We start from the raw sequence: 18,013 nt of genomic DNA, 5'->3' as shown, positions 1-18,013 counted from the left end.
TCGTCATGCGGGGAAAGTATACGAAGAAGAAATAGCGAAGAGATCGAGGAAAATTGAAGGACTGCTATCAACCACCTGAGAGTCGCGAGTAGAGCATGGAGCAGCCAAACGTGCGATCAGCCTGGTGAAGGCATGACTACCCCACAGGCAAATCCAGCTGGGCCGATGCCGAGTATTCACTTTCATTTCAGGCACAGTGCGATACCGCCATTGGCCCTTGAACGGTCAAAATGGAGGCGTACGATCGCGGCATCTGAAACTGAGTCTTCTTCATTCGTCTGGGCTAATGTCCGGACCGGATTGGATATTTCCTTGGCAATGGACGCAACCAGCGGCGCGGCGAAGCGCGGCAAATCGTTTGCCCATGTGGCGGAGGCGTCTTGGGGCAAGGGCCTCAGCACGCTGCTGCGCATCGTGCGCATGACGCTGCGCCATCCCTGGCAGGTTGCGATCACCATCGCCTCGACCTTTATCGCCGCGACGCTGCAGCTGTTCATCCCGCGCCTGCTGGGCCACGCCATCGACCAGGCGCAAGGCGTGATGGCTGGAGGCGGCGGCGCGGCGGCTGAGCAGGCGCTGTGGACGACGGCGATCACCTTGCTCGTCGTCAGCATCCTGCGCGGCCTCTTCACCATGGCGCAGAATTATTATGGCGAGGCCGTTGGCCACCGCACCGGCTATGAGCTGCGCCTGGCTTTCTACGAAAAGATCCAGCGGCTGAGCTTTTCCTTCCATGACCGGGTGCATACCGGCGACCTGATTACGCTTGGCCTGCTCGACCTCGACGGCGTGCGCATGTTCTTTTCCACCGGCATATTGCGCGTGGTGCTGCTCGGCGTGCTGATCGGCGTCGGCTCCTATCTCCTGATCAGCACCGATCTCGAGCTCGGGCTGCTCAGTCTGAGTTTCGTGCCGTTCGTCGCCTGGCGCTCCTCGGTCACACAGCTCAGGCTGCGCAGCACCTGGCTGACGCTGCAGGAGCGGCTGTCAGTGCTGAGCCGGGTGATGGACGAGAACCTCGGCGGAATCCGCGTCGTGCGCGCCTTTGCGGCGCAGCGGCATGAGCTGGAAAAATTCGACCGCGCCAAGAAGTCGGCGCTGGAGCTTGCCGACCAGCGCGTCGACATCCGCGTCTCCAACACCAGCGCCATGAATTTTTCCTTCCTGGCTGCCATGGGCCTGGTGCTGTGGTTCGGTGGCCAGAAGGTGATCGCGGGCCAGATCAGCGTCGGCACGCTGGCCCAATTCCTCACCTTCATGACCATCCTGCAGATGCCGGTGCGCCAGCTCGGGCTGATGGTCAACTCGTTCGCCCGCGCCTCGACCTGCGGCACAAGGCTGTTCGAGCTGCTCGACGCCGAACTCGACATTCAGGATGCGCCTGATGCCAAGGATCTCGTGGTCAGCGAAGGCGTGCTGCGCTTCGACAATGTCGGCTTCCGCTACGCGGGCGCCGGCGGCCGGCCGGCGCTGTCGGGCATTTCCTTCGAGGCCAGGTCCGGCGAGACCGTCGGCATTGTCGGCCCGCCGGGCAGCGGCAAGTCGACCATCGCGCATCTGATCCCGCGCTTCTACGACGTGACGTCGGGCGCGATCACGATTGACGGGCAAGATATCCGCGAGGTCACGCTGCAATCGCTGCGCAAGGCGGTCGGCGTCGTGCAGCAGGACGCCTTCCTGTTCACCACCTCGATCGAAAACAACATCGCCTATGGCAATCCGTGGGCGCGCGAGACCCGCATCGGGCAGGCGGCTGAATACGCCCAGCTGCACAATTACATCATCGGGCTTCCGGCCGGCTACACCACGGTCGTGGGCGAGCGCGGGTCATCGCTTTCCGGCGGCCAGCGGCAGCGCCTGACCATCGCCCGCACCCTGATGCTGCGGCCTTCGGTGCTGGTCTTCGACGATTCCACCGCGGCTGTCGACGCCGGCACCGAGCAGCGAATCCGTACCGCGATGAAGCGCTTCGCCAAGGACCGCGTGACGCTGATCATCTCGCACCGGCTGAGCTCGCTGATGCATGCCGACCAGATCCTGTTCGTCGAGAATGGCCGGATCGCCGAGCGCGGCACGCACCAGGAATTGCTGGCGCTGGGTGGACGCTACCGCGCGCTTTACGACCTGCAGCTGCGGCCGGACGACGATTTGCCGGTGGCGGTGGGAGCCGCATAATGTCGACACAAAACGACGACCAGAAGGAAGACACCAGCCGGCGGCCCACCAGGGCCGTCGTCGGTTCGCACCGCGACGAGGAAGAGGTCTTCGGCAAGGTCTACGATCCGCGTATCGTGCGCCGCATCTGGAGCTTCGTGAAACCGTATCAGGGCCGGATCTTCATCTCGGTTGCCGCTGTGCTGGTGTTCACGCTGACGCAATTGGCGATCCCGCTGGTCATCCGTTACGCCATCGACCACGGCATGGCCGCTGGCAAGGCCGACCGCTCGGTGATGAACTGGGCGATCGGCGCCTTCGCTCTGATCATCCTGATCAACTATGGCGCCAGCTATGTCCAGGAAAGTGTCGTCGGCAAGGTGGCCGAGAATGTGCTGTCGGACTTGCGCCGCGCCATGTTCAGCCATCTGCAGCGCGTCTCGCTGAGCTTCATGGACAAGACCGAGGTGGGCCGGCTGATGTCGCGCCTGCAGGGCGACGTCAATTCGATGCAGGAATTCCTTGAGACGTCGGTCATGTCGGTGGGCGACATCGTGCTTCTGTTCGGCATCGTCAGCGTGCTTTTGTGGCTCGATTTTCGTCTCGGCCTGTTGACGCTGTCGACCATGCCGGTGCTGTTCGTCGTGCGCCTGTTCTGGTTGCCGCGCGCCAAGGTCGCTTTCATGGCCGCGCACGAGACCAACTCGATTGCCAATGGGGCGCTGGCGGAAGGCATCCATGGCGTGCGCACGGTGCAGAGTCTCGAACGCCAGCACGTCAATTTCGACCTCTATGACGAGAAGGTGCTGGCCAATCTCAGGGCTCACCTGACCTCGGCCAAATATGCGCAGGTGATGGTGCCGATCGTCGACACGCTGACCGGCATTGCGATGGCAACCGTGATCGTCGTCGGCGGTTCGATGGTGCTGTCGCACAGCCTCGACATCGGCGTCATGGTGGCGTTCCTGTTCTATATCCAGCGCTTCTTCGACCCAATCCGCTCGCTCACCATGCAGTACAGTGTCATGCAGCGCGCAATGGCGTCGGGCCAACGCATCTCCGAAGTGCTGGACGTGCCGGTCGACGTCAGCGACAAACAAGGCGCGGTGGCGCTGACGCGCGACATGGACGGTTCGGTCGAGTTCAGGAACGTCACTTTCGGCTACCGGCAGAACCAGCCGGTGCTGAAAAACATGTCCTTCCGCGTCAATCCCGGCGAGACGGTTGCGCTTGTCGGTCCGACCGGTTCGGGCAAGTCGAGCTGCATGGCGCTGGTGCACCGCTTCTATGATGTCTGGTCGGGCGAGGTGCGGGTCGGCGGCCACGATGTGCGCGATGTGACGCAGGATTCGCTCGGCGACCAGGTGGCGATGGTGCTGCAGGAGCCATTCCTGTTTTCCGGCACGGTGCTGGAGAACATCCGCTACCACAAGACATCGGCTACCCGCGAAGAGGTTGTGCGCGCCGCGCAGGCCGTCGGCGCGCACGACTTCATCGAGCATTTGCCCGATGGCTACGACACCGAGCTCGAACAGCGCGGCGGCAATCTGTCCCTCGGCCAGCGCCAGCTGATCAGTTTCGCCCGGGCGCTGGTCGCCGACGCAAAAATCCTGGTGCTCGACGAGGCCACGGCGAGCATCGATTCCTACACCGAGATGCTGATCCAGAAAGCGCTGGTCACGCTGCTGGAAGGCCGCACCGGGCTGGTCATCGCGCACCGGCTGGCGACCATACGCGGCGCCGATCGCATCATCGTCTTACAGAACGGCGAGATCGTCGAAAGCGGCAACCACGAGCAGCTGATGGCGGCCAAGGGCCTCTATGCCAGGCTCTACAACATGAACTACGCATCGTTCGACGATATTGCCGAGGAAGACATAGGCGCGCTGGCCGGCAAGGCGACGTGAGCTGCTGCCGGTTCAGCTCGACTGGAAATGGTGCGGGGCCAAAACTCGTCGTCGACCAATTCGGCTTCAGATGTCGACACGTTTCAGCTCGCCTTCCAGCGCAAGCCCGGCGTCACGCCTGCCGGCGCGTTCAGGTGGACGAGCCGCCGGTCGCCTTGAGGGCGATCCCCCCTAAATTCTGAATTCTACGCGCCGCCCAGCGCGCGATGCACGCTCAGTTTGCGCCTGAACCTCAGCAAACGCCGTGATGATGACTTTCGTTCCTTAGCCGTCGGATGAAAATCGCCGGGGAACAGGAAGGCTTGCTGGGAGTTTAGTTCTTCGAGCCGCGCCGTGAACGGCGCGGCAGCGAAGGAGACGGCATATGGGCCTGGGTACGATTCTTATTATCATCCTGATCATCGCGTTGCTCGGCGGCTTCAGCGGCCTCGGCGGCGGCCCCTTCTACGGCACTGGTTACTATGGCGGCGGTGGCCTCGGGCTGGTGCTGATCATCGTGATCATTCTGGTTGTTCTCGGGCGAATATAGCGTCGCCATTGGCGGCCGCCGAGTTCTACGGCGGCCGCGTTTTCGCCTGACATTGAGGTTTGAAGACATGGCAGCTGAAGACATTGCTGGTCCGGAAACGCTGGGCCGGCGTCGGCGCGAGCGAGAGCGAACGCGACGAGCTGGGATATCCTAATGGTGGCACGATCCGAAGGCGGCGGGCGTAATGCTGCAGACCCCGACACCCGCCTGGCGGCCGTGGCGTTCATCGAGGCGGATCGGACGCTTCGAGAAACCCAGGACGGCGACCAGGCGAGTTCGGCCTTTCTCGCTCTTGTCGACAAGGGCAGCATCGGCCCGAAGGCAGCAATGGCAGGCACGCCTCACGCCTGAACGCGGTCAACCCGCCGTAGTTCCGTCAGCAGAAACACCACCAGCACGCAGCACAGGATGCCAAGCGACGATGGCAGTCCCTGATGTCCGGTCAGTTGCATCGCCAGCCCGGCCACCGGGGAGCCGACGATGCCGCCTGTGCCCCATACGAACGCAAAGGCGGCATTGCCGGCGATCAAGGCTTGACCGGTGAAACGCTCGCCGAGCTGGATCAGTGACAGCGTGTAGATCCCGAACGAGACACCGCCCCAAACGAAGAAGAGCGGCCAGATAAGCCATGTAGCGAAGAGCAATGGCAACAGCAGGCAACCGGCCAGGCAAGCCAGGACACAGAACAGCATCATCGGCTTCGAGCCAAACCGTTCGGCGGCGCGCCCAAGCACGACCTGCAGCACGGCATTGCCGGCGATGAAACAGGTGATGAGCGAAGCGATGCGCTGCTCAGTGCTGCCGAGCGCGGCACCATAGACCGCGAACAGCGAAAGCAGGACTTGCTCGAAGGCGGCAGCCGTGAAGACTGCGAACAAGAGCAGCGGCGCCAGCGCGAAGAAGCCGCCGACCGACACCGCTTCGCCCTCACGCGGCATGTCGGGCAGGCGCGGCGCGACGGCAAGCACGATCAGGCCGCAGACCAGGAAAGCCGCGCTGCCGATGATGAAGGGCGGCCATCCTTGCGTGCCGACCAAGCCTAGCGACAGCGGGCCGAGGCCGAAGCCGGCCGAAACGATCGACGAATAAAGGCCCATGATGCGGCCTCGGCGTGCGGCGGGTGTGATCGAGACCAGCCAGGTTTCGCTGATCACGTAAAGCGGATTGGCAAAGAAGCCGAGCAGGAGGCGCAACGGCATCCAGGCCCATACATCCTGCGTCCAGGCAATCGCGATCAGGACGGTTGCTGCCAGGATCGAACACACAACCGCAAGGCGGGCCGCACCCACCCGCCGGACCAGCGCCGGCGTGAAGAGCGATGATACAATGAAACCCAGAGGCGTCATCGCGGCCGAGAGGCCGATAAGGCCCGGTGTCGTCCCTTGCCGTTCCAGGATGAAGCTGAGCAGCGGATACGTCAGCCCCTGTGCTATGGCGAACACCGTAACTGTCGCGATGATGCCGGCCATCGCGGCCCATGCGATGCGGTTCTCCGGCGGTGACGTCGCGTCTTCGGCGCTCATGCCGACTTCGAAGCAGGATCGGCACGTTCCGGCAAGTGCAAATGCCGGCAAAACCCCGCGGTACGCCCAAACAGGCGGGCGGGTCTTATCCGCGACATCAGCTCACACTTGCCAGAAGCGTTTGACGATTTCGGCCTCGACCTGCCGTCTGGTAAGACCGATATCGTCGATCAGGTGCGGATTGGCCTCCGCCATCTGCTTGAGGTCCCAGCGAAAGCGTATCCGCTCGCGCCAGGCCGCGATCATGCCCCGCGGGCCCGTCGGACGCCGGCCCGATGACACCGCCTTTTCCGGCAAGGCTGCACGAGCAGAAGCAAGGGTATCGTTCATGGCAACCTCCATTCGGTTTGAGGAGCGACAGCCCTCGGCTTGAAAGAGGTTGAATTCTGCCGCATGCGGACGGCGCCGTAATTAAGCGCGGCCAAATAGTTCTCAAAAGTTCCAAAGCAGTTAGAGCACCTCGCCGATTCATCGAAACGACGAGGTGCTCAACTCTTTGTTTTGACGCCATACGTCCGTGAAGCGCTCTGCGCTTTCCCGTGGGAAAACCGCCTTCACACCTTTCCTGGAATTGCTCTATAGATGCGCGTTATGCAGGGATCGCGCTTTGCCTTTGGTCCGTTCGTGCTCGATCCGGGTGCGGGAACGCTCCTTCGGGACCAAGTTCCCGTCGCCGCCGGCCACCGCGGACTGCAGCTGCTGGCGGCGCTCGTCGCCCGGCCCGGCGAGATCGTGGCCAAGGCCGAGTTGATGGATGCGGCATGGCCAGGCACCGCCGTTGAGGAAGGCAACCTCACCGTCCAGATTGCGCAATTGCGCAAGCTGCTGGGTCCGGCCACGAACGGCGGAGAATGGATATCGACCGTTCCGCGCGTCGGCTATCGCTTCGCCGGCGCCATCGAACAGCTCGGCGACGAGAAGCGACAGGCTTTGCCGCTGCCCGCCAAACCGTCGATAGCCGTGCTGCCCTTTGCCAATTTCAGCAACGACCCCGAGCAGGAAGCCTTTGCCGACGGGTTGAGCGAAGACCTGATCACCGACCTGTCGAGGATCGGCGGCCTGTTCGTCATCGCGCGCAACTCGACCTTTGCCTACAAGGGCAAGGCGGTGGATGTGCGCGAGGTCGCCAGGGAACTTGGCGTGCGCTATCTGTTGGAGGGCAGCGCCAGACGCGCCGCCGGGCGCGTGCGCATCAACGCCCAGCTGGTCGACGCGCTGAGCGGCGAGCATTTATGGGCAGACCGCTTCGATCGCGGCCTGGAAGATATCTTTGCCGTTCAGGACGAGGTGACGGCCAAGATCGTCGAGGCGCTGCTTGGCCGGCTGCGCGCGCCGCTGCCGCGCAATCGGCCCCGAAATCTCGAGGCCTACGATCTGTGCGTGCGGGCCCGCAACCTGATCGACGTCTCGCCGGAGACGGCGCGCGAAGCGCATCTGTTGCTGACGCGCGCGCTTGCGCTCGATCCGGACTATGCCGAAGCCTATCGCTGGCTTGCCATGAACCACTGGATGGGATGGGTGCATTGGGGAGAGCCCATTGAGCCTGCCCGCGGCCTTGCCCTGGAACTGGCGCGCAAGGCTGTGGCGATCGATCCCAACGATGCCGGCTGCCACTGGGTGCTTGCCAACCTGCTTGCCTATGAGCGCAGATTCGACGAAGCGGATGTGGGATTTGCCAAGGCGTTCGAACTCGACCCGAACGAGGCCGATGCCTGGGCGACATTGTCCGACATCGCGGTCCTGGCCGGGCGCGTCGAGGACGGCCTCGACTATATCGGCAAGGCGTTCCGGCTGAACCCGTTTCCGGCAAGCTGGTACTACCTGACGCTCGGCCAGGCGCAATATGCGGCGCGCGACTATGAAGCCGCGGTCGAGACGACGCGCCGGGACGAGACGTATCGGACAAGCTCGCGCCGTTTCCTTGCGGCAAGCCTTGCGCAACTCGGCCGGATCGATGAGGCGCGCGCCGAGGTCGACCTTTTCCTTGTCGCGAACCCACATTTCACCACCCGCCACTGGGTCGAGACGGAGCCGTTCCGCGACACGGCCACGCTCGACCATTTCGTCGATGGCTTCCGAAAGGCCGGCCTTCCGGAGTGACGGACCGGCGTGCTCGATCGATGCCAGGCACCGTCGGTTGCGGCTCAATCTGTCAATGTTTGCAAGTCGCGAGGCCGCTCGACCGATCTTGCTTCCGCGTGCAGTCATCCAACAGCGATTGCAGCGAAGCGGCGCGCGAAACCTCTGTCACGGTGAAGCCGGCTGGAACGGCCACGATCGATCCGGCCACGGGTGAGCGCTGGGTGGCGGCTGGCGACTGCCTGATTGCGCTCTCGTCTGCAATGCCGGCATCGCGGTCGCCGTGGGCAATGATCGGCTTGCCTCGTTGAGCTTTCAGCGACGCGCTCCGACAACTCGCGATTTTTCTAGATGCCGGATGATTTTCTAGATGCCGTTTGTCGAAGCATGATCTTTTCCGAAAACCGTTTCCCACTTTTCTGGATCACGCTCTAGCGGCTGGCGTGATCGGGAAGTCCGCACAACCTGATTATCTGAGCGCCCTTTAGCTTTCCTTGTTTGAGGCCGGCGGCGGGAGTAATAGTCGCCACGGAATTGCGAGGAGGAAAAGATGACGCTGAACTTCGACCCGAAGGCGAAGGCCACGGCGTTGTACCATGGCGAATTCCGACCGATGTTCATTGGCGGCAAGTGGGTCGCGGCGCAGTCCGGCCAGGGCATGCAGGCACTCAATCCGGCAACAGGCGAGGTGCTGGCGACAGTGCCGCGGGGCGGGGCTGCCGATATCGACGTGGCGGTGGCCGCCGCGCGCGCGGCCTTCGAAGGCCCATGGTCCAAATTCTCACCCTACGAGCGGCAGTGCGTGCTGCTCAGGATCGCCGATCTGTTCGAGACGCATTGGGAAGAGCTCAGCGTTTCCGACACGCTGGACATGGGGCTGCCGGTCACGCGCACGCTCGCCAACCGGCGCCGCGTCATCGGCATGCTGCGCTTCTATGCCGGCATGGCGACGGCGCTGCATGGCGAGGCTATCGACAATTCGATTCCCGGCGAGATCGTCACCTTCACCCGGCGCGAGCCGGTGGGCGTCGTTGGTGCGATCATTCCCTGGAACGCGCCGACCGCCGCCTCGATCTGGAAGATCGCGCCGGCGCTGGCGACAGGCTGCACCATCGTGCTGAAACCGTCCGAGGATGCGTCGCTGACGCCGCTGCTGATCGCGCAACTGATGCAGGAAGCCGGCGTGCCCGACGGCGTCGTCAACGTCGTCACCGGCACCGGGGCCGAAGCCGGTGCGCGGCTCGCCGAACATCCAGACGTCAACAAGATCGTTTTCACCGGATCGACGCTGACCGGCCAGGCCATCGCGCGGGCAGCCGTGGCTAACCTCAAGCGCGTTTCGCTGGAGCTCGGCGGCAAGTCGCCGATCATCGTCTGCCGCGACGCCGACATCGACAAGGCTGTTCCGATCGCGGCGATGGCGGTGTTCGTGCATTCGGGCCAGATCTGCATTGCCGGCTCGCGGCTGTTCGTGGCGCGCGAAATCCATGACGAGTTCGTCCGCCGGCTCGCCGATTTCGCCGGCAGACTGCGGATCGGCCATGGCATCGAGGCAGAGACGGAAATCGGACCGCTCATCAATGCCAGGCAGGCAGGCAAGGTGGAGGGCTATATCAGGGCCGGCAGCGACGAAGGCGCCGAACTGGTCGCCGGTGGCTCGCGGCTGACCGGCGAGCTCTACGATGGCGGCAACTTCATTGCGCCGACGGTCTTCGGCGCCGTGTCGGACCAGATGACCATCGCGCGCGAGGAGATTTTCGGCCCGGTGATTTCGGCGATGCCCTTCGACACGCTCGACGAAGCGGTGGCGCGCGCCAATGCGACGCCCTATGGCCTGGCCGCCGGCATCTTCACCACGCATCTGGGCACCGCCCACAAGCTTGCGCGCCGGGTCAAGGCCGGCTCGGTCTGGGTCAACATGTACCATGCCATCGACCCGGCGGTGCCGTTCGGCGGCATGAAGATGTCGGGTTATGGCCGCGAGGGCGGCATCGAGCATCTGCACGAGTATCTGGAGACCAAGTCGGTCTGGATCCAGACCGAGTGATATTCGCGCGGCGTTCTATGCGAAATCACGATGAAACCAAAACGGCCAGGACGGCCGCGCAGTCACCGGCTTTGACCAGGCCGGGGAAATGCCGCGCAGCCAGCATGCCGGACATTTTTGCCTTGATCTCCTGCGGGGCGATGCCAGTGCGGCCGGTGGAATGGATGCGCGCCAGCACCGCGCCTTCTTTCACAGGCTCGCCGAGATCGACCATGGTCTCGATCATGCCGTCGTCCTCGGCGAAGGAGAAACAATCGCCTGACGGCATGTCGAGCCACTGAGTTCTGCCCTTCTCGACCGCACCATCAAGGATACCGGCATGGCGCAGCACATTGTTGATGCCGCGCCGCGCGATCCGCACGGTCTGGGCACGCGAGGTGCCGCCGCCGCCAAGCTCGGTGCTGACGAAGACCTTGCCCAATTCCTCGGCCGCCGTGTCATACATGCCGACGGAGTCAATCTCGATCATGCGCATCGAGAACGGGGCCGAGAACGCGGCGACCGCGTCTAAGGCTTTCTGCTCCAGCGCCTTGTCGGGCACCGTGTGGGCGGCACAGAAGGGCACGAAATCCAGCGTCCTGCCGCCGGAGTGGAAATCGAAGACGAGGTCGGCGCGCGGCAGCAGTTCGCGTTGAAAGTAGTCGGCGATCTTCTCGGTCACCGTGCCGTCGGGACGGCCGGGAAAGCAGCGGTTCATGTTGCCCTTGTCGATCGGCGACGTCCGGGTGCCGGCGCGAAAGGCCGGATAGTTCATCGCCGGCACGATGATCACCGTGCCGCTGACCTGTTTGGGATCGAGCGTGCGGGCGAGATCGTAGAGCGCCAGCGGCCCCTCATACTCGTCGCCATGGTTGCCGCCGGTGAGCAGCGCGGCCGGCCCCTTGCCGTTGCGGATGACGCAGATCGGGATCATCACCGAACCCCAGGCCGAGTCGTCGCGGCTGTAGGGCAGGCGCAGGAAACCATGTTGCACGCCGTCCTTGTCGAAATCGACGGTCGGGGCGATCGGGGAAGGGCGGAGGCTAGGCATCGGGCTCAATTCTTCACCACCAGTTTGCGCGGTACATTGGCGAGGCACTCTACACCGGTTTCGGTGATCAGGATGGATTCGGTGATTTCCAGTCCCATGGTCTCCAGCCAGAGACCGGTCATGAAATGGAAGGTCATGCCAGGCTTGAGTTCGGTGCGGTCGCCGGGGCGCAGGCTCATGGTGCGTTCGCCCCAATCCGGCGGATACGAGAGACCGATGGAATAGCCGGTGCGGTTGTCCTTGACGATGCCATATTTCTTCAACACGGCGAAAAAGGCGTTGGCGATGTCCTCACAGGCATTGCCGGGCTTTGCCGCCGCCAGCCCCGCCTCCATGCCTTCCAGTGTCGCCTTCTCGGCATCGAGGAATTCCTGTGTCGGCTTGCCGAGAAAGACGGTGCGCGACAGCGGGCAATGGTAGCGGTTGTAGCAGCCGGCGATCTCGAAGAAGGTGCCCTCGCCCGACTTCATCGGCTGGTCGTCCCAGGTGAGATGCGGCGCCGAGGCGTCGGCGCCCGACGGCAGCAGCGGCACGATCGCCGGATAGTCGCCGCCGACGCCATCGACACCGCGCGTGCCGGCATCGTAGATCTCGGCGACCAGATCGCATTTGCGCATGCCTACTTCGATCTTGTCGACGATGCGCTGGTGCATGGCTTCGACGATCCGAGCCGCCTTGCGCATATAGTCGATTTCAGTCGGGCTCTTCACCGCGCGCTGCCAATTGACCAGCGCTGTCGCGTCGACGAAGCGGGCGTTGGGCAGGTGCTTCTGCAACGCGGCGAAGGCGGCAGCCGAGAACCAGTAATTGTCCATCTCGACGCCGACGGTCAGCTTGCCCCAGCCGCGATCACTAAGCACGCTTGCCAAAAAATCCATCGGGTGGCGCTCGGTCGACTGCACGTAGTGGTCGGCATAGCCGACGATGTTGTCATGCGCGAGATAGGCGGTGCGCTTGGCGCCATTGGCATCCTGGCCGCGACCGTACCAGACCGGCTCGCCCGATGGTGGCACGATCACCGCCTGATGCACATAGAACGACCAGCCATCATAGCCGGTCAGCCAGGCCATGTTGGATGGGTCGCTGATAACAAGCAGATCGACGCCTTTCCCCTCCATGGCTTTTCGCGTCTTGGCGAGGCGATCCGCAAATTCGCCACGCGAGAATTTTAGGTTCGGCTGCATTGTTCTTGGTCCTCGTTTGTTGGGCCTGGAGCCTGTTTCAACTTTGTTGGAAACAGGCTCGTCGTTCTTGTTTGAACGTGATCTCTGGGAAAAACCGGGTTCCACTTCCGGATCACGCTTTGGCCAGCATCAGCTTTCAAAAATGGTTCCGGCATTGGCCGCCCGCGCCCGGTTGCGAGCGAGCGTGGCGATCGCCGTATCCTGCACGCCGGTGCCGGTGAGGTCGGCGATGGTGATGTCGCTGGGTGAGCGCCTTCCGTGCCGTTCGCCGGCGATGATCTGGCCGAGTTCGGTGACCGCGGCATCGGCTCCCATCACGCCCGATGCGATGGCGTGATGCAGTTCTCCCAGACGCCGTGTCTGCTTGGCGCTGTCGGCGACATAGAGATCGGCCATGCGCAGGATCGCCGGCGCGATCTCGTTCTTGTGTTCGGCATCCGAGCCCATGGCGGTGATGTGCTGCCCGGCAACGACAAAGCCGGCCTTGATCAGCGGCTCGGTCGACGGCGTGGTGGTGACGATGATGTCGGCGCCGATGGTTGCTTTGGCTGCATCCGGCTCGGCGCGCACGAGAATGCCGAGCTTTTCGCGCAGCGCGCCTGCGGCCGTCTCCGCCTTGACCGCATCGCGCGCCCAGATACGTGCCTCGGCGATCGGCCGCACCAACATGAGTGCTTCGAGTTGCAGCCCGGCTTGCACGCCGGCGCCGAAGATTGCGGCGACGGACGAATCCGGCCGCGACAGATGCTTCGCCGCGACGGCGCCGGCAGCAGCGGTGCGGACATCTGTGAGATAGCCATTGTCGAGCAGCAGCGCCTCGACCACACCGGTTCTTGCCGAGAGCAACACCATCATGCCGCCCCCGCTGGGCAGACCGAGCTTCGGATTGTCGAAGAAGCCGGAGCTTATCTTAACGGCGAAACCGTCTATTCCTGGCACATAGGCGGACTTCACATCCACCTCGCCGCGCTGCTCGTGAATGTCCAACCGCAGAATCGGCGGCATCGCCACCGGCAATGTGGCGAGCGCGCGGAAAGCGTTTTCGACGCAGGCGACCGCGTCGAGATCGAGCGGCACGATTGTGCGCAGTTCCTTCTCGGTGAGGATGGTCATCGGACTCATGTGTCGCGCTCCGTACTAGCGCGCACCACGAAGGATAGTGTTCCGTCACACCCCCCTCTGGCCTGCCGGCCATCTCCCCCGCAAGGGGGGAGATTGGACTGCACTCCTGCCTTCTCCAATCTCCAGCGCAGCAAGAATAGCGACCGCATCGAAGCTGCCGATCTCCCCCCTTGCGGGGGAGATGTCCGGCAGGACAGAGGGGGGTGGGCGGGAATTCGGCGTGGGAGAGTTTTCATGCCGCGCGCTCCGCGATTGCGTCACCGCAGACGATCTTGCGATGCGTGTTCATGTCGATATTGCGGCCCGAGAGAAGAACGACCACCGGCCCGGTCGCCCTGACCTTGCCGGCGAGTAGCGCAGCGATGCCGACCGCTCCGGCGCCTTCGACGATCTCGCGCTCCTGTTCATAGGCATGGCGGATGCCGGCGGCGATCTCGTCCTCGCTGAGCAGGATGACGTCGTCGAGCAGATCGCGGCACATGGCGAAGGTCAGCCGGTTGCCGAGACCGATGCCGCCGCCGAGCGAATCCGCCAGCGTCGGCAGTTCTTCCACCTCGACCGGGCGACCGGCATCCAGGCTCGCCTTCATCGCAGCACCACGCGCCATCGAAACGCCGATGATTTTTGTCCCGGGGCTGACGCCCTTGACGGCGGCGGCGATGCCCGAGGCGAGTCCACCACCGGAGAGTTGCACCAGGACGAGAGCGGCATCCGGGACCTGCTCGATCATCTCCAGTCCGAGCGTGCCTTGCCCGGCGATGATGGCCGGGTGGTCGAAGGGCGGCAGCATCACCAGTCCCTCCTGCGCCACCAGCCGTTCGACCTCCTGCTGCGCCTCGTCCTGACTGTTGCCGATCATGCGGACATCCGCGCCAAGCCGACGGATTTCGTCGAGCTTGTTGCCCGGCACCAGTCGCGACATGCAGATCACCGCACGCATGCCTTCGAGCTTCGCAGCATGGGCCAGCGCACGGCCATGATTGCCGGTCGACGCCGCGACCACGCCGCGCGCCTTCTCCTCGGCGCTCAGCGAAGCAACGGCATTCGAGGCGCCGCGCAGCTTGAAGCTGCCGGTGGTCTGGCGGTGTTCAAGCTTGAGGTGGACGGGGATGCCCAGTCGTTCGGAAAGGCTGTGAGATAACCCTGTCGGCGTGCGTTCGATTTTGCCGGCAATTCGCTCCCGGGCGGCACGAATATCGTTAAGGGTGACTGTCGTCATGATCGTCAATCGCGCGGCAAAGGCAGCGTCATCAGACGGCCAAATTCGGGATGCGACGTCCCGTCGCCACACAACCGCAAACAATTCCAGGCGCTGGCCTGATTGCTGGTGACGACCGGGCGGTCGATCGCCTGTTCCATGCCGGGAACCGCGAGCGCTCCGCGCAATGCGGTGCAGGACACGAACAGTGCATCGGCCTCAGCGTGTGTCGCCTCTCGTGCGAGATCGACAATCGCTGCCGGCGCAATGCGCGCCATCTCGCGATCGTCCTCGAAGCCGAGACAGGTGAAGCTGACGATCTCGAAGCCGCGCTCGGCGAAGTAAGCTGCCATCGGCCTGGAGGTTTCGACGGTGTAGGGGGTGAGGATGCTGATCTTTTTCGCGCCCAGCGCCTGCAGCCCGCGCACGCCGGCCATCGGCGGCGTGACGACGGGAACACCCGGCTTGGCAGACTGGATCGCGGCCTCGATTTCAGCGTCGCCAATCACCACCGAGGCCGAGGTGCAGGAGTAGCAGATCGCGTCGAGCGGCTCATCGGGCAGGATGAGGGCAGCACCCGCCGCCAGCTCGGGCTGCATCTTGCGGAGATTCTCGGGCGTGGTTGGATTCTTGTAGGGAATGCGCGCGACATAGACGCCGACCCGCTCGCTCGCCACCATGCGGCGAAAGTCCGGCTCGCTGGTGTGGTCGGTGGCAAGGATGATCAGGCCGACGCGCTTTTCCAGCGGACGCGCGTCGAGCGCCGGCCTTGTCGGCATCAGCCTGATCTCGGGCAGCGGTTTCATCTTGAGAATTACCTTTCGATCTTGCCGTAGCGATGTTCCAGCCAGCGCAGCAGCACGACCGAGAAGAGGCTGATAACGAGGAAGAAAGCGCCGACCAGCGTGATCGGCTCAATGTAGCGGTAGTAGGTGTTGGCGACGCTCTTGGCCTGGTTCATCAGCTCCAGCACGGTGATCGCCGATAGGAGCGGCGTCTCCTTGAACATGGCGATGAAATAATTGGCCAAAGCCGGGATCATCGGTGGGATCGCTTGCGGAATGATGATGTTGGTCCAGGTCTGCGTGGCGCTCAGATTGCAGGCCTTGGCCGCCTCCCACTGGCCGCGCGGCACGTTGTCGATGCCGGCGCGATAGACTTCCGCCGTGTAGGTGCCGTAGTGCAGGCCGAGCCCGATGACGCCGGCGACCAGCGGCGGCAACAGGATGCCGAAATCCGGCAGGACATAGAAGATGAAATAAAGTTGCACCAGAAGTGGCGTGCCGCGGATGAATTCGGCCGCCCAGCCGACGGTGCGCGACAGGACCTTGTTGGGCGAGCGTCGCGCCAGCGCGATGCCCAGACCCACGATAGCGGCCAGCACGGAGCCGAGCAGCGTTGCCAGGATGGTGATCTTCACGCCCTGGATCAGCGTCGGCAGGATCTCCCAGACGAAGTTCCAATCCCAATCCATCAGGAGGCCCAATTTATCAGAAGGGCATTGGCCATCAGACGCGCACCCCGTCGAGGCCGCGCGCCATGCGGCGTTCCAGAGAACGCACGCCCCAGGAGATGATCAGCGCCAGGGCGAAATAGATGATCAGGATGGTGGTGAACGGCGCCAGCGTGTTGCCGGTCTGCGAGCGCACGACCTGCGCCTGAAAGGTGAGATCGGCGAGCGAGATCAGCGACACCACGGAGGTCGCCTTGAGCAGTTCGATGGCATTGTTGCCGAAGGTCGGCAGCATGACCAGTAGCGCCTGCGGCAGGATGACATGGCGCATACCTTGCCAGCGGCCGAGGTTGAGCGCGATGCAGGCTTCATATTGTTCGCGGCCGACCGACTGGATGGCGCCGCGTACCACCTCGGCCGCATAGGCGCCGACATTGAGGCCCAGCGCCAGCACACCCGCCTGCAGCGGGGTCAGTTCGAGGCCGATCAACGGCAACACGAAATAGGCAAAGAACAGCTGCACGAAGATCGAGGTGCCGCGGAAGAATTCTATATAGGCGGTGGCCAGCCAGCGCAGCGCAAAGAAGCGCGACACGCGGCCCATGCCGGCGAGGAAGGCCATGATCAGGGCGAGCACCGACCCCATCAGCGTCAGCTCGATGGTGACAAGCGCTCCCTGCAATATCAGGCCGAGGTAGCCGGACCACTGGGTCATTCGGGTTCCAACGTTGGCGGTTAGCTTCCTTCTCCCCGTTCACGGAGAGAAGATGCCAGTCCACCCTCCGAAGCTGCAGCGCAGCTGCTGCGGAGGACGGGCAGGCAGATGAGGGGCAGCGCTAAATTCTCAGAACCTGGCGCCGCCCCTCATCCGGCCCTTCGGGCCACCTTCTCCCCGTGAACAGGGAGAAGGCAAAAACGGCGCTATTTCGCCGCGCAGAGCTTGTCCCGCGTGGTCGACATCGCGGCTGCGGCCGAGAAGCCGTAGGGCTCGATGATCTTGGCGAACTCGCCGGATTTCTTCAGCTTGGCGAGCTCGACATCGAAGGCATCGCGCAGGGCCTCATCGCCTTTCTTGAAGGCGGCGCCGTCGCAATAGACCGGCGCTCCGACCACCGGGGCGATGACTTCGAGGTTCGGATCGTTGGCTTTCTTGACGAGGTCGTTGATCGACAGGACGGGAAGCGAATAGGCATCGATGCGACCGTCCTGCAGCATCTTCAGGCCGCTCTGGCCGTCCGGCACGACGATGACGCGCTCGCGCGGCACGCCGGCGTTGAGCGCCAGCTTCTCCTCGGTGCCGCCGCCCGGCGCGCCGATGGTGGCCGACGTGTCCTTGGCGACGTCCTCGTAGCTCTTGAAGCCCTTCGGATTGCCCTTCTTCACCAGCATCGCCTCGGCGTCGCACAGCACCGGCTCGGAATAGACGACCGCCGCGCAACGCTCCGGCTTCATGAACAGGCCGGCGGTGACGACGTCGAAGCGGCCGGCCTGCAGGCCGGGAATCATCGCGCCATACTCCGAAATGGAAGCGACGATGTCGGCAACACCGAGGCGCTTGAAGACCTCGCGCGCCACGTCGGGCGCCGCACCCGAAACCTTGCCGTCGGCAGCGACCGCAGTATAGGGCGGCTCGTTGGCGATGGCGACGCGGGCAAAGCCCTGTGCCTTCAATTGCTCGAGCTTGCCGTCATCGGCCGAACCGGTGCTCGACGCGGCGAGCACCGCCGTCAGTGCGAGACCGGCGACGCCGGCCAGAATGCCAAGTTTCTTCATTGTTCCCAACTCCT

16 protein-coding genes are annotated in these 18,013 nt (G+C 63.7%); 6 read left to right on the top strand and 10 right to left on the bottom strand.

Annotated features, from left to right (window positions below):
- Positions 1-318: 318 nt before the first annotated feature.
- The 4 genes from NLY37_RS00515 to NLY37_RS00500 all read left to right on the top strand — a co-directional run bounded on the left by NLY37_RS00515 (position 319) and on the right by NLY37_RS00500 (position 4,941).
- Positions 319-2,175, top strand: coding sequence for an ABC transporter ATP-binding protein (locus NLY37_RS00515; RefSeq protein WP_084558894.1), 1,857 nt, complete (start codon positions 319-321; stop codon positions 2,173-2,175).
- A complete protein-coding gene (locus NLY37_RS00510) occupies positions 2,175-4,061 on the top strand; it encodes an ABC transporter ATP-binding protein (RefSeq protein ID WP_023740590.1) in 1,887 nt (628 codons plus the stop codon). The genes NLY37_RS00515 and NLY37_RS00510 overlap by 1 nt, the downstream gene beginning before the upstream one ends.
- Before the next feature lie 364 nt (positions 4,062-4,425).
- The gene (locus NLY37_RS00505) at positions 4,426-4,590 is read left to right on the top strand and encodes a DUF3309 family protein (protein ID WP_023667887.1); all 165 of its coding nucleotides are present in this window, start codon (positions 4,426-4,428) and stop codon (positions 4,588-4,590) included.
- A 153-nt stretch (positions 4,591-4,743) separates the two neighbouring features.
- Entirely contained in the window at positions 4,744-4,941 is a 198-nt protein-coding gene (locus NLY37_RS00500; protein WP_023740589.1) for a hypothetical protein, read from the top strand.
- Here NLY37_RS00500 and NLY37_RS00495 read toward each other — a convergent pair.
- Positions 4,932-6,113 (bottom strand): MFS transporter, encoded by a 1,182-nt coding sequence (locus tag NLY37_RS00495; RefSeq protein WP_023740588.1) that lies wholly within the window; start codon positions 6,111-6,113, stop codon positions 4,932-4,934. The genes NLY37_RS00500 and NLY37_RS00495 overlap by 10 nt on opposite strands.
- A gap of 102 nt (positions 6,114-6,215) precedes the next feature.
- Positions 6,216-6,443 carry a DUF1127 domain-containing protein gene (locus tag NLY37_RS00490; protein ID WP_023692229.1) on the bottom strand — a complete coding sequence of 76 codons (228 nt, stop codon included), beginning with the start codon at positions 6,441-6,443 and terminating at the stop codon, positions 6,216-6,218.
- Between the two features lie 252 nt (positions 6,444-6,695).
- Here NLY37_RS00490 and NLY37_RS00485 point away from each other — a divergent pair, with 252 nt between their 5' ends.
- Both NLY37_RS00485 and NLY37_RS00480 read left to right on the top strand, forming a co-directional pair.
- Complete coding sequence (locus tag NLY37_RS00485; RefSeq protein ID WP_027050146.1) at positions 6,696-8,213, top strand: winged helix-turn-helix domain-containing tetratricopeptide repeat protein; 1,518 nt, start codon at positions 6,696-6,698, stop codon at positions 8,211-8,213.
- A gap of 529 nt (positions 8,214-8,742) precedes the next feature.
- Positions 8,743-10,239 carry an aldehyde dehydrogenase family protein gene (locus tag NLY37_RS00480; RefSeq protein WP_023740586.1) on the top strand — a complete coding sequence of 499 codons (1,497 nt, stop codon included), beginning with the start codon at positions 8,743-8,745 and terminating at the stop codon, positions 10,237-10,239.
- Between the two features lie 25 nt (positions 10,240-10,264).
- On the opposite strand, the gene doeB is transcribed toward NLY37_RS00480, so the two are convergent.
- The 8 genes from doeB to ehuB form a co-directional block, all read right to left on the bottom strand.
- Positions 10,265-11,269 (bottom strand): N(2)-acetyl-L-2,4-diaminobutanoate deacetylase DoeB, encoded by a 1,005-nt coding sequence (doeB, locus tag NLY37_RS00475; RefSeq protein ID WP_023740585.1) that lies wholly within the window; start codon positions 11,267-11,269, stop codon positions 10,265-10,267.
- 5 nt (positions 11,270-11,274) lie between these two features.
- Positions 11,275-12,453 carry an ectoine hydrolase DoeA gene (gene doeA, locus NLY37_RS00470; RefSeq protein WP_023738380.1) on the bottom strand — a complete coding sequence of 393 codons (1,179 nt, stop codon included), beginning with the start codon at positions 12,451-12,453 and terminating at the stop codon, positions 11,275-11,277.
- 129 nt (positions 12,454-12,582) lie between these two features.
- A complete protein-coding gene (locus NLY37_RS00465) occupies positions 12,583-13,575 on the bottom strand; it encodes a cyclodeaminase (RefSeq protein WP_023749144.1) in 993 nt (330 codons plus the stop codon).
- Between the two features lie 232 nt (positions 13,576-13,807).
- Complete coding sequence (eutB, locus tag NLY37_RS00460) at positions 13,808-14,794, bottom strand: hydroxyectoine utilization dehydratase EutB (RefSeq protein WP_023740584.1); 987 nt, start codon at positions 14,792-14,794, stop codon at positions 13,808-13,810.
- 5 nt (positions 14,795-14,799) lie between these two features.
- Positions 14,800-15,579, bottom strand: a complete 780-nt coding sequence (gene eutA, locus NLY37_RS00455; protein WP_023710008.1) for an ectoine utilization protein EutA — start codon at positions 15,577-15,579, stop codon at positions 14,800-14,802.
- Between the two features lie 8 nt (positions 15,580-15,587).
- On the bottom strand, positions 15,588-16,247 hold the full coding sequence (gene ehuD, locus NLY37_RS00450; protein ID WP_023686970.1) for an ectoine/hydroxyectoine ABC transporter permease subunit EhuD: 660 nt from the start codon (positions 16,245-16,247) through the stop codon (positions 15,588-15,590).
- Positions 16,248-16,281: 34 nt separating this feature from the next.
- Positions 16,282-16,941: an ectoine/hydroxyectoine ABC transporter permease subunit EhuC gene (gene ehuC / locus NLY37_RS00445; protein ID WP_023667875.1), complete on the bottom strand. Its 660-nt coding sequence runs from the start codon at positions 16,939-16,941 to the stop codon at positions 16,282-16,284.
- Between the two features lie 206 nt (positions 16,942-17,147).
- Complete coding sequence (gene ehuB, locus NLY37_RS00440) at positions 17,148-17,999, bottom strand: ectoine/hydroxyectoine ABC transporter substrate-binding protein EhuB (RefSeq protein ID WP_023686968.1); 852 nt, start codon at positions 17,997-17,999, stop codon at positions 17,148-17,150.
- Positions 18,000-18,013 lie beyond the last annotated feature (14 nt).

Source organism: Mesorhizobium sp. C395A (assembly GCF_030323205.1).
Lineage (GTDB): Bacteria > Pseudomonadota > Alphaproteobacteria > Rhizobiales > Rhizobiaceae > Mesorhizobium.
Note: the sequence above shows the minus strand (reverse complement) of the source record. Positions and strands in the feature narration are given on the sequence as shown.

Bases quoted from the DNA above. Each gene is read 5' to 3' on its own strand.
- NLY37_RS00515 (WP_084558894.1), top strand. From the start codon at position 319: ATGGACGCAACCAGCGGCGCGGCGAAGCGCGGCAAATCGTTTGCCCAT.
- NLY37_RS00510 (WP_023740590.1), top strand. From the start codon at position 2,175: ATGTCGACACAAAACGACGACCAGAAGGAAGACACCAGCCGGCGGCCC.
- NLY37_RS00505 (WP_023667887.1), top strand. From the start codon at position 4,426: ATGGGCCTGGGTACGATTCTTATTATCATCCTGATCATCGCGTTGCTC.
- NLY37_RS00500 (WP_023740589.1), top strand. From the start codon at position 4,744: ATGGTGGCACGATCCGAAGGCGGCGGGCGTAATGCTGCAGACCCCGAC.
- NLY37_RS00495 (WP_023740588.1), bottom strand. From the start codon at position 6,113: ATGAGCGCCGAAGACGCGACGTCACCGCCGGAGAACCGCATCGCATGG.
- NLY37_RS00490 (WP_023692229.1), bottom strand. From the start codon at position 6,443: ATGAACGATACCCTTGCTTCTGCTCGTGCAGCCTTGCCGGAAAAGGCG.
- NLY37_RS00485 (WP_027050146.1), top strand. From the start codon at position 6,696: ATGCGCGTTATGCAGGGATCGCGCTTTGCCTTTGGTCCGTTCGTGCTC.
- NLY37_RS00480 (WP_023740586.1), top strand. From the start codon at position 8,743: ATGACGCTGAACTTCGACCCGAAGGCGAAGGCCACGGCGTTGTACCAT.
- doeB (WP_023740585.1), bottom strand. From the start codon at position 11,269: ATGCCTAGCCTCCGCCCTTCCCCGATCGCCCCGACCGTCGATTTCGAC.
- doeA (WP_023738380.1), bottom strand. From the start codon at position 12,453: ATGCAGCCGAACCTAAAATTCTCGCGTGGCGAATTTGCGGATCGCCTC.
- NLY37_RS00465 (WP_023749144.1), bottom strand. From the start codon at position 13,575: ATGAGTCCGATGACCATCCTCACCGAGAAGGAACTGCGCACAATCGTG.
- eutB (WP_023740584.1), bottom strand. From the start codon at position 14,794: ATGACGACAGTCACCCTTAACGATATTCGTGCCGCCCGGGAGCGAATT.
- eutA (WP_023710008.1), bottom strand. From the start codon at position 15,579: ATGAAACCGCTGCCCGAGATCAGGCTGATGCCGACAAGGCCGGCGCTC.
- ehuD (WP_023686970.1), bottom strand. From the start codon at position 16,247: ATGGATTGGGATTGGAACTTCGTCTGGGAGATCCTGCCGACGCTGATC.
- ehuC (WP_023667875.1), bottom strand. From the start codon at position 16,941: ATGACCCAGTGGTCCGGCTACCTCGGCCTGATATTGCAGGGAGCGCTT.
- ehuB (WP_023686968.1), bottom strand. From the start codon at position 17,999: ATGAAGAAACTTGGCATTCTGGCCGGCGTCGCCGGTCTCGCACTGACG.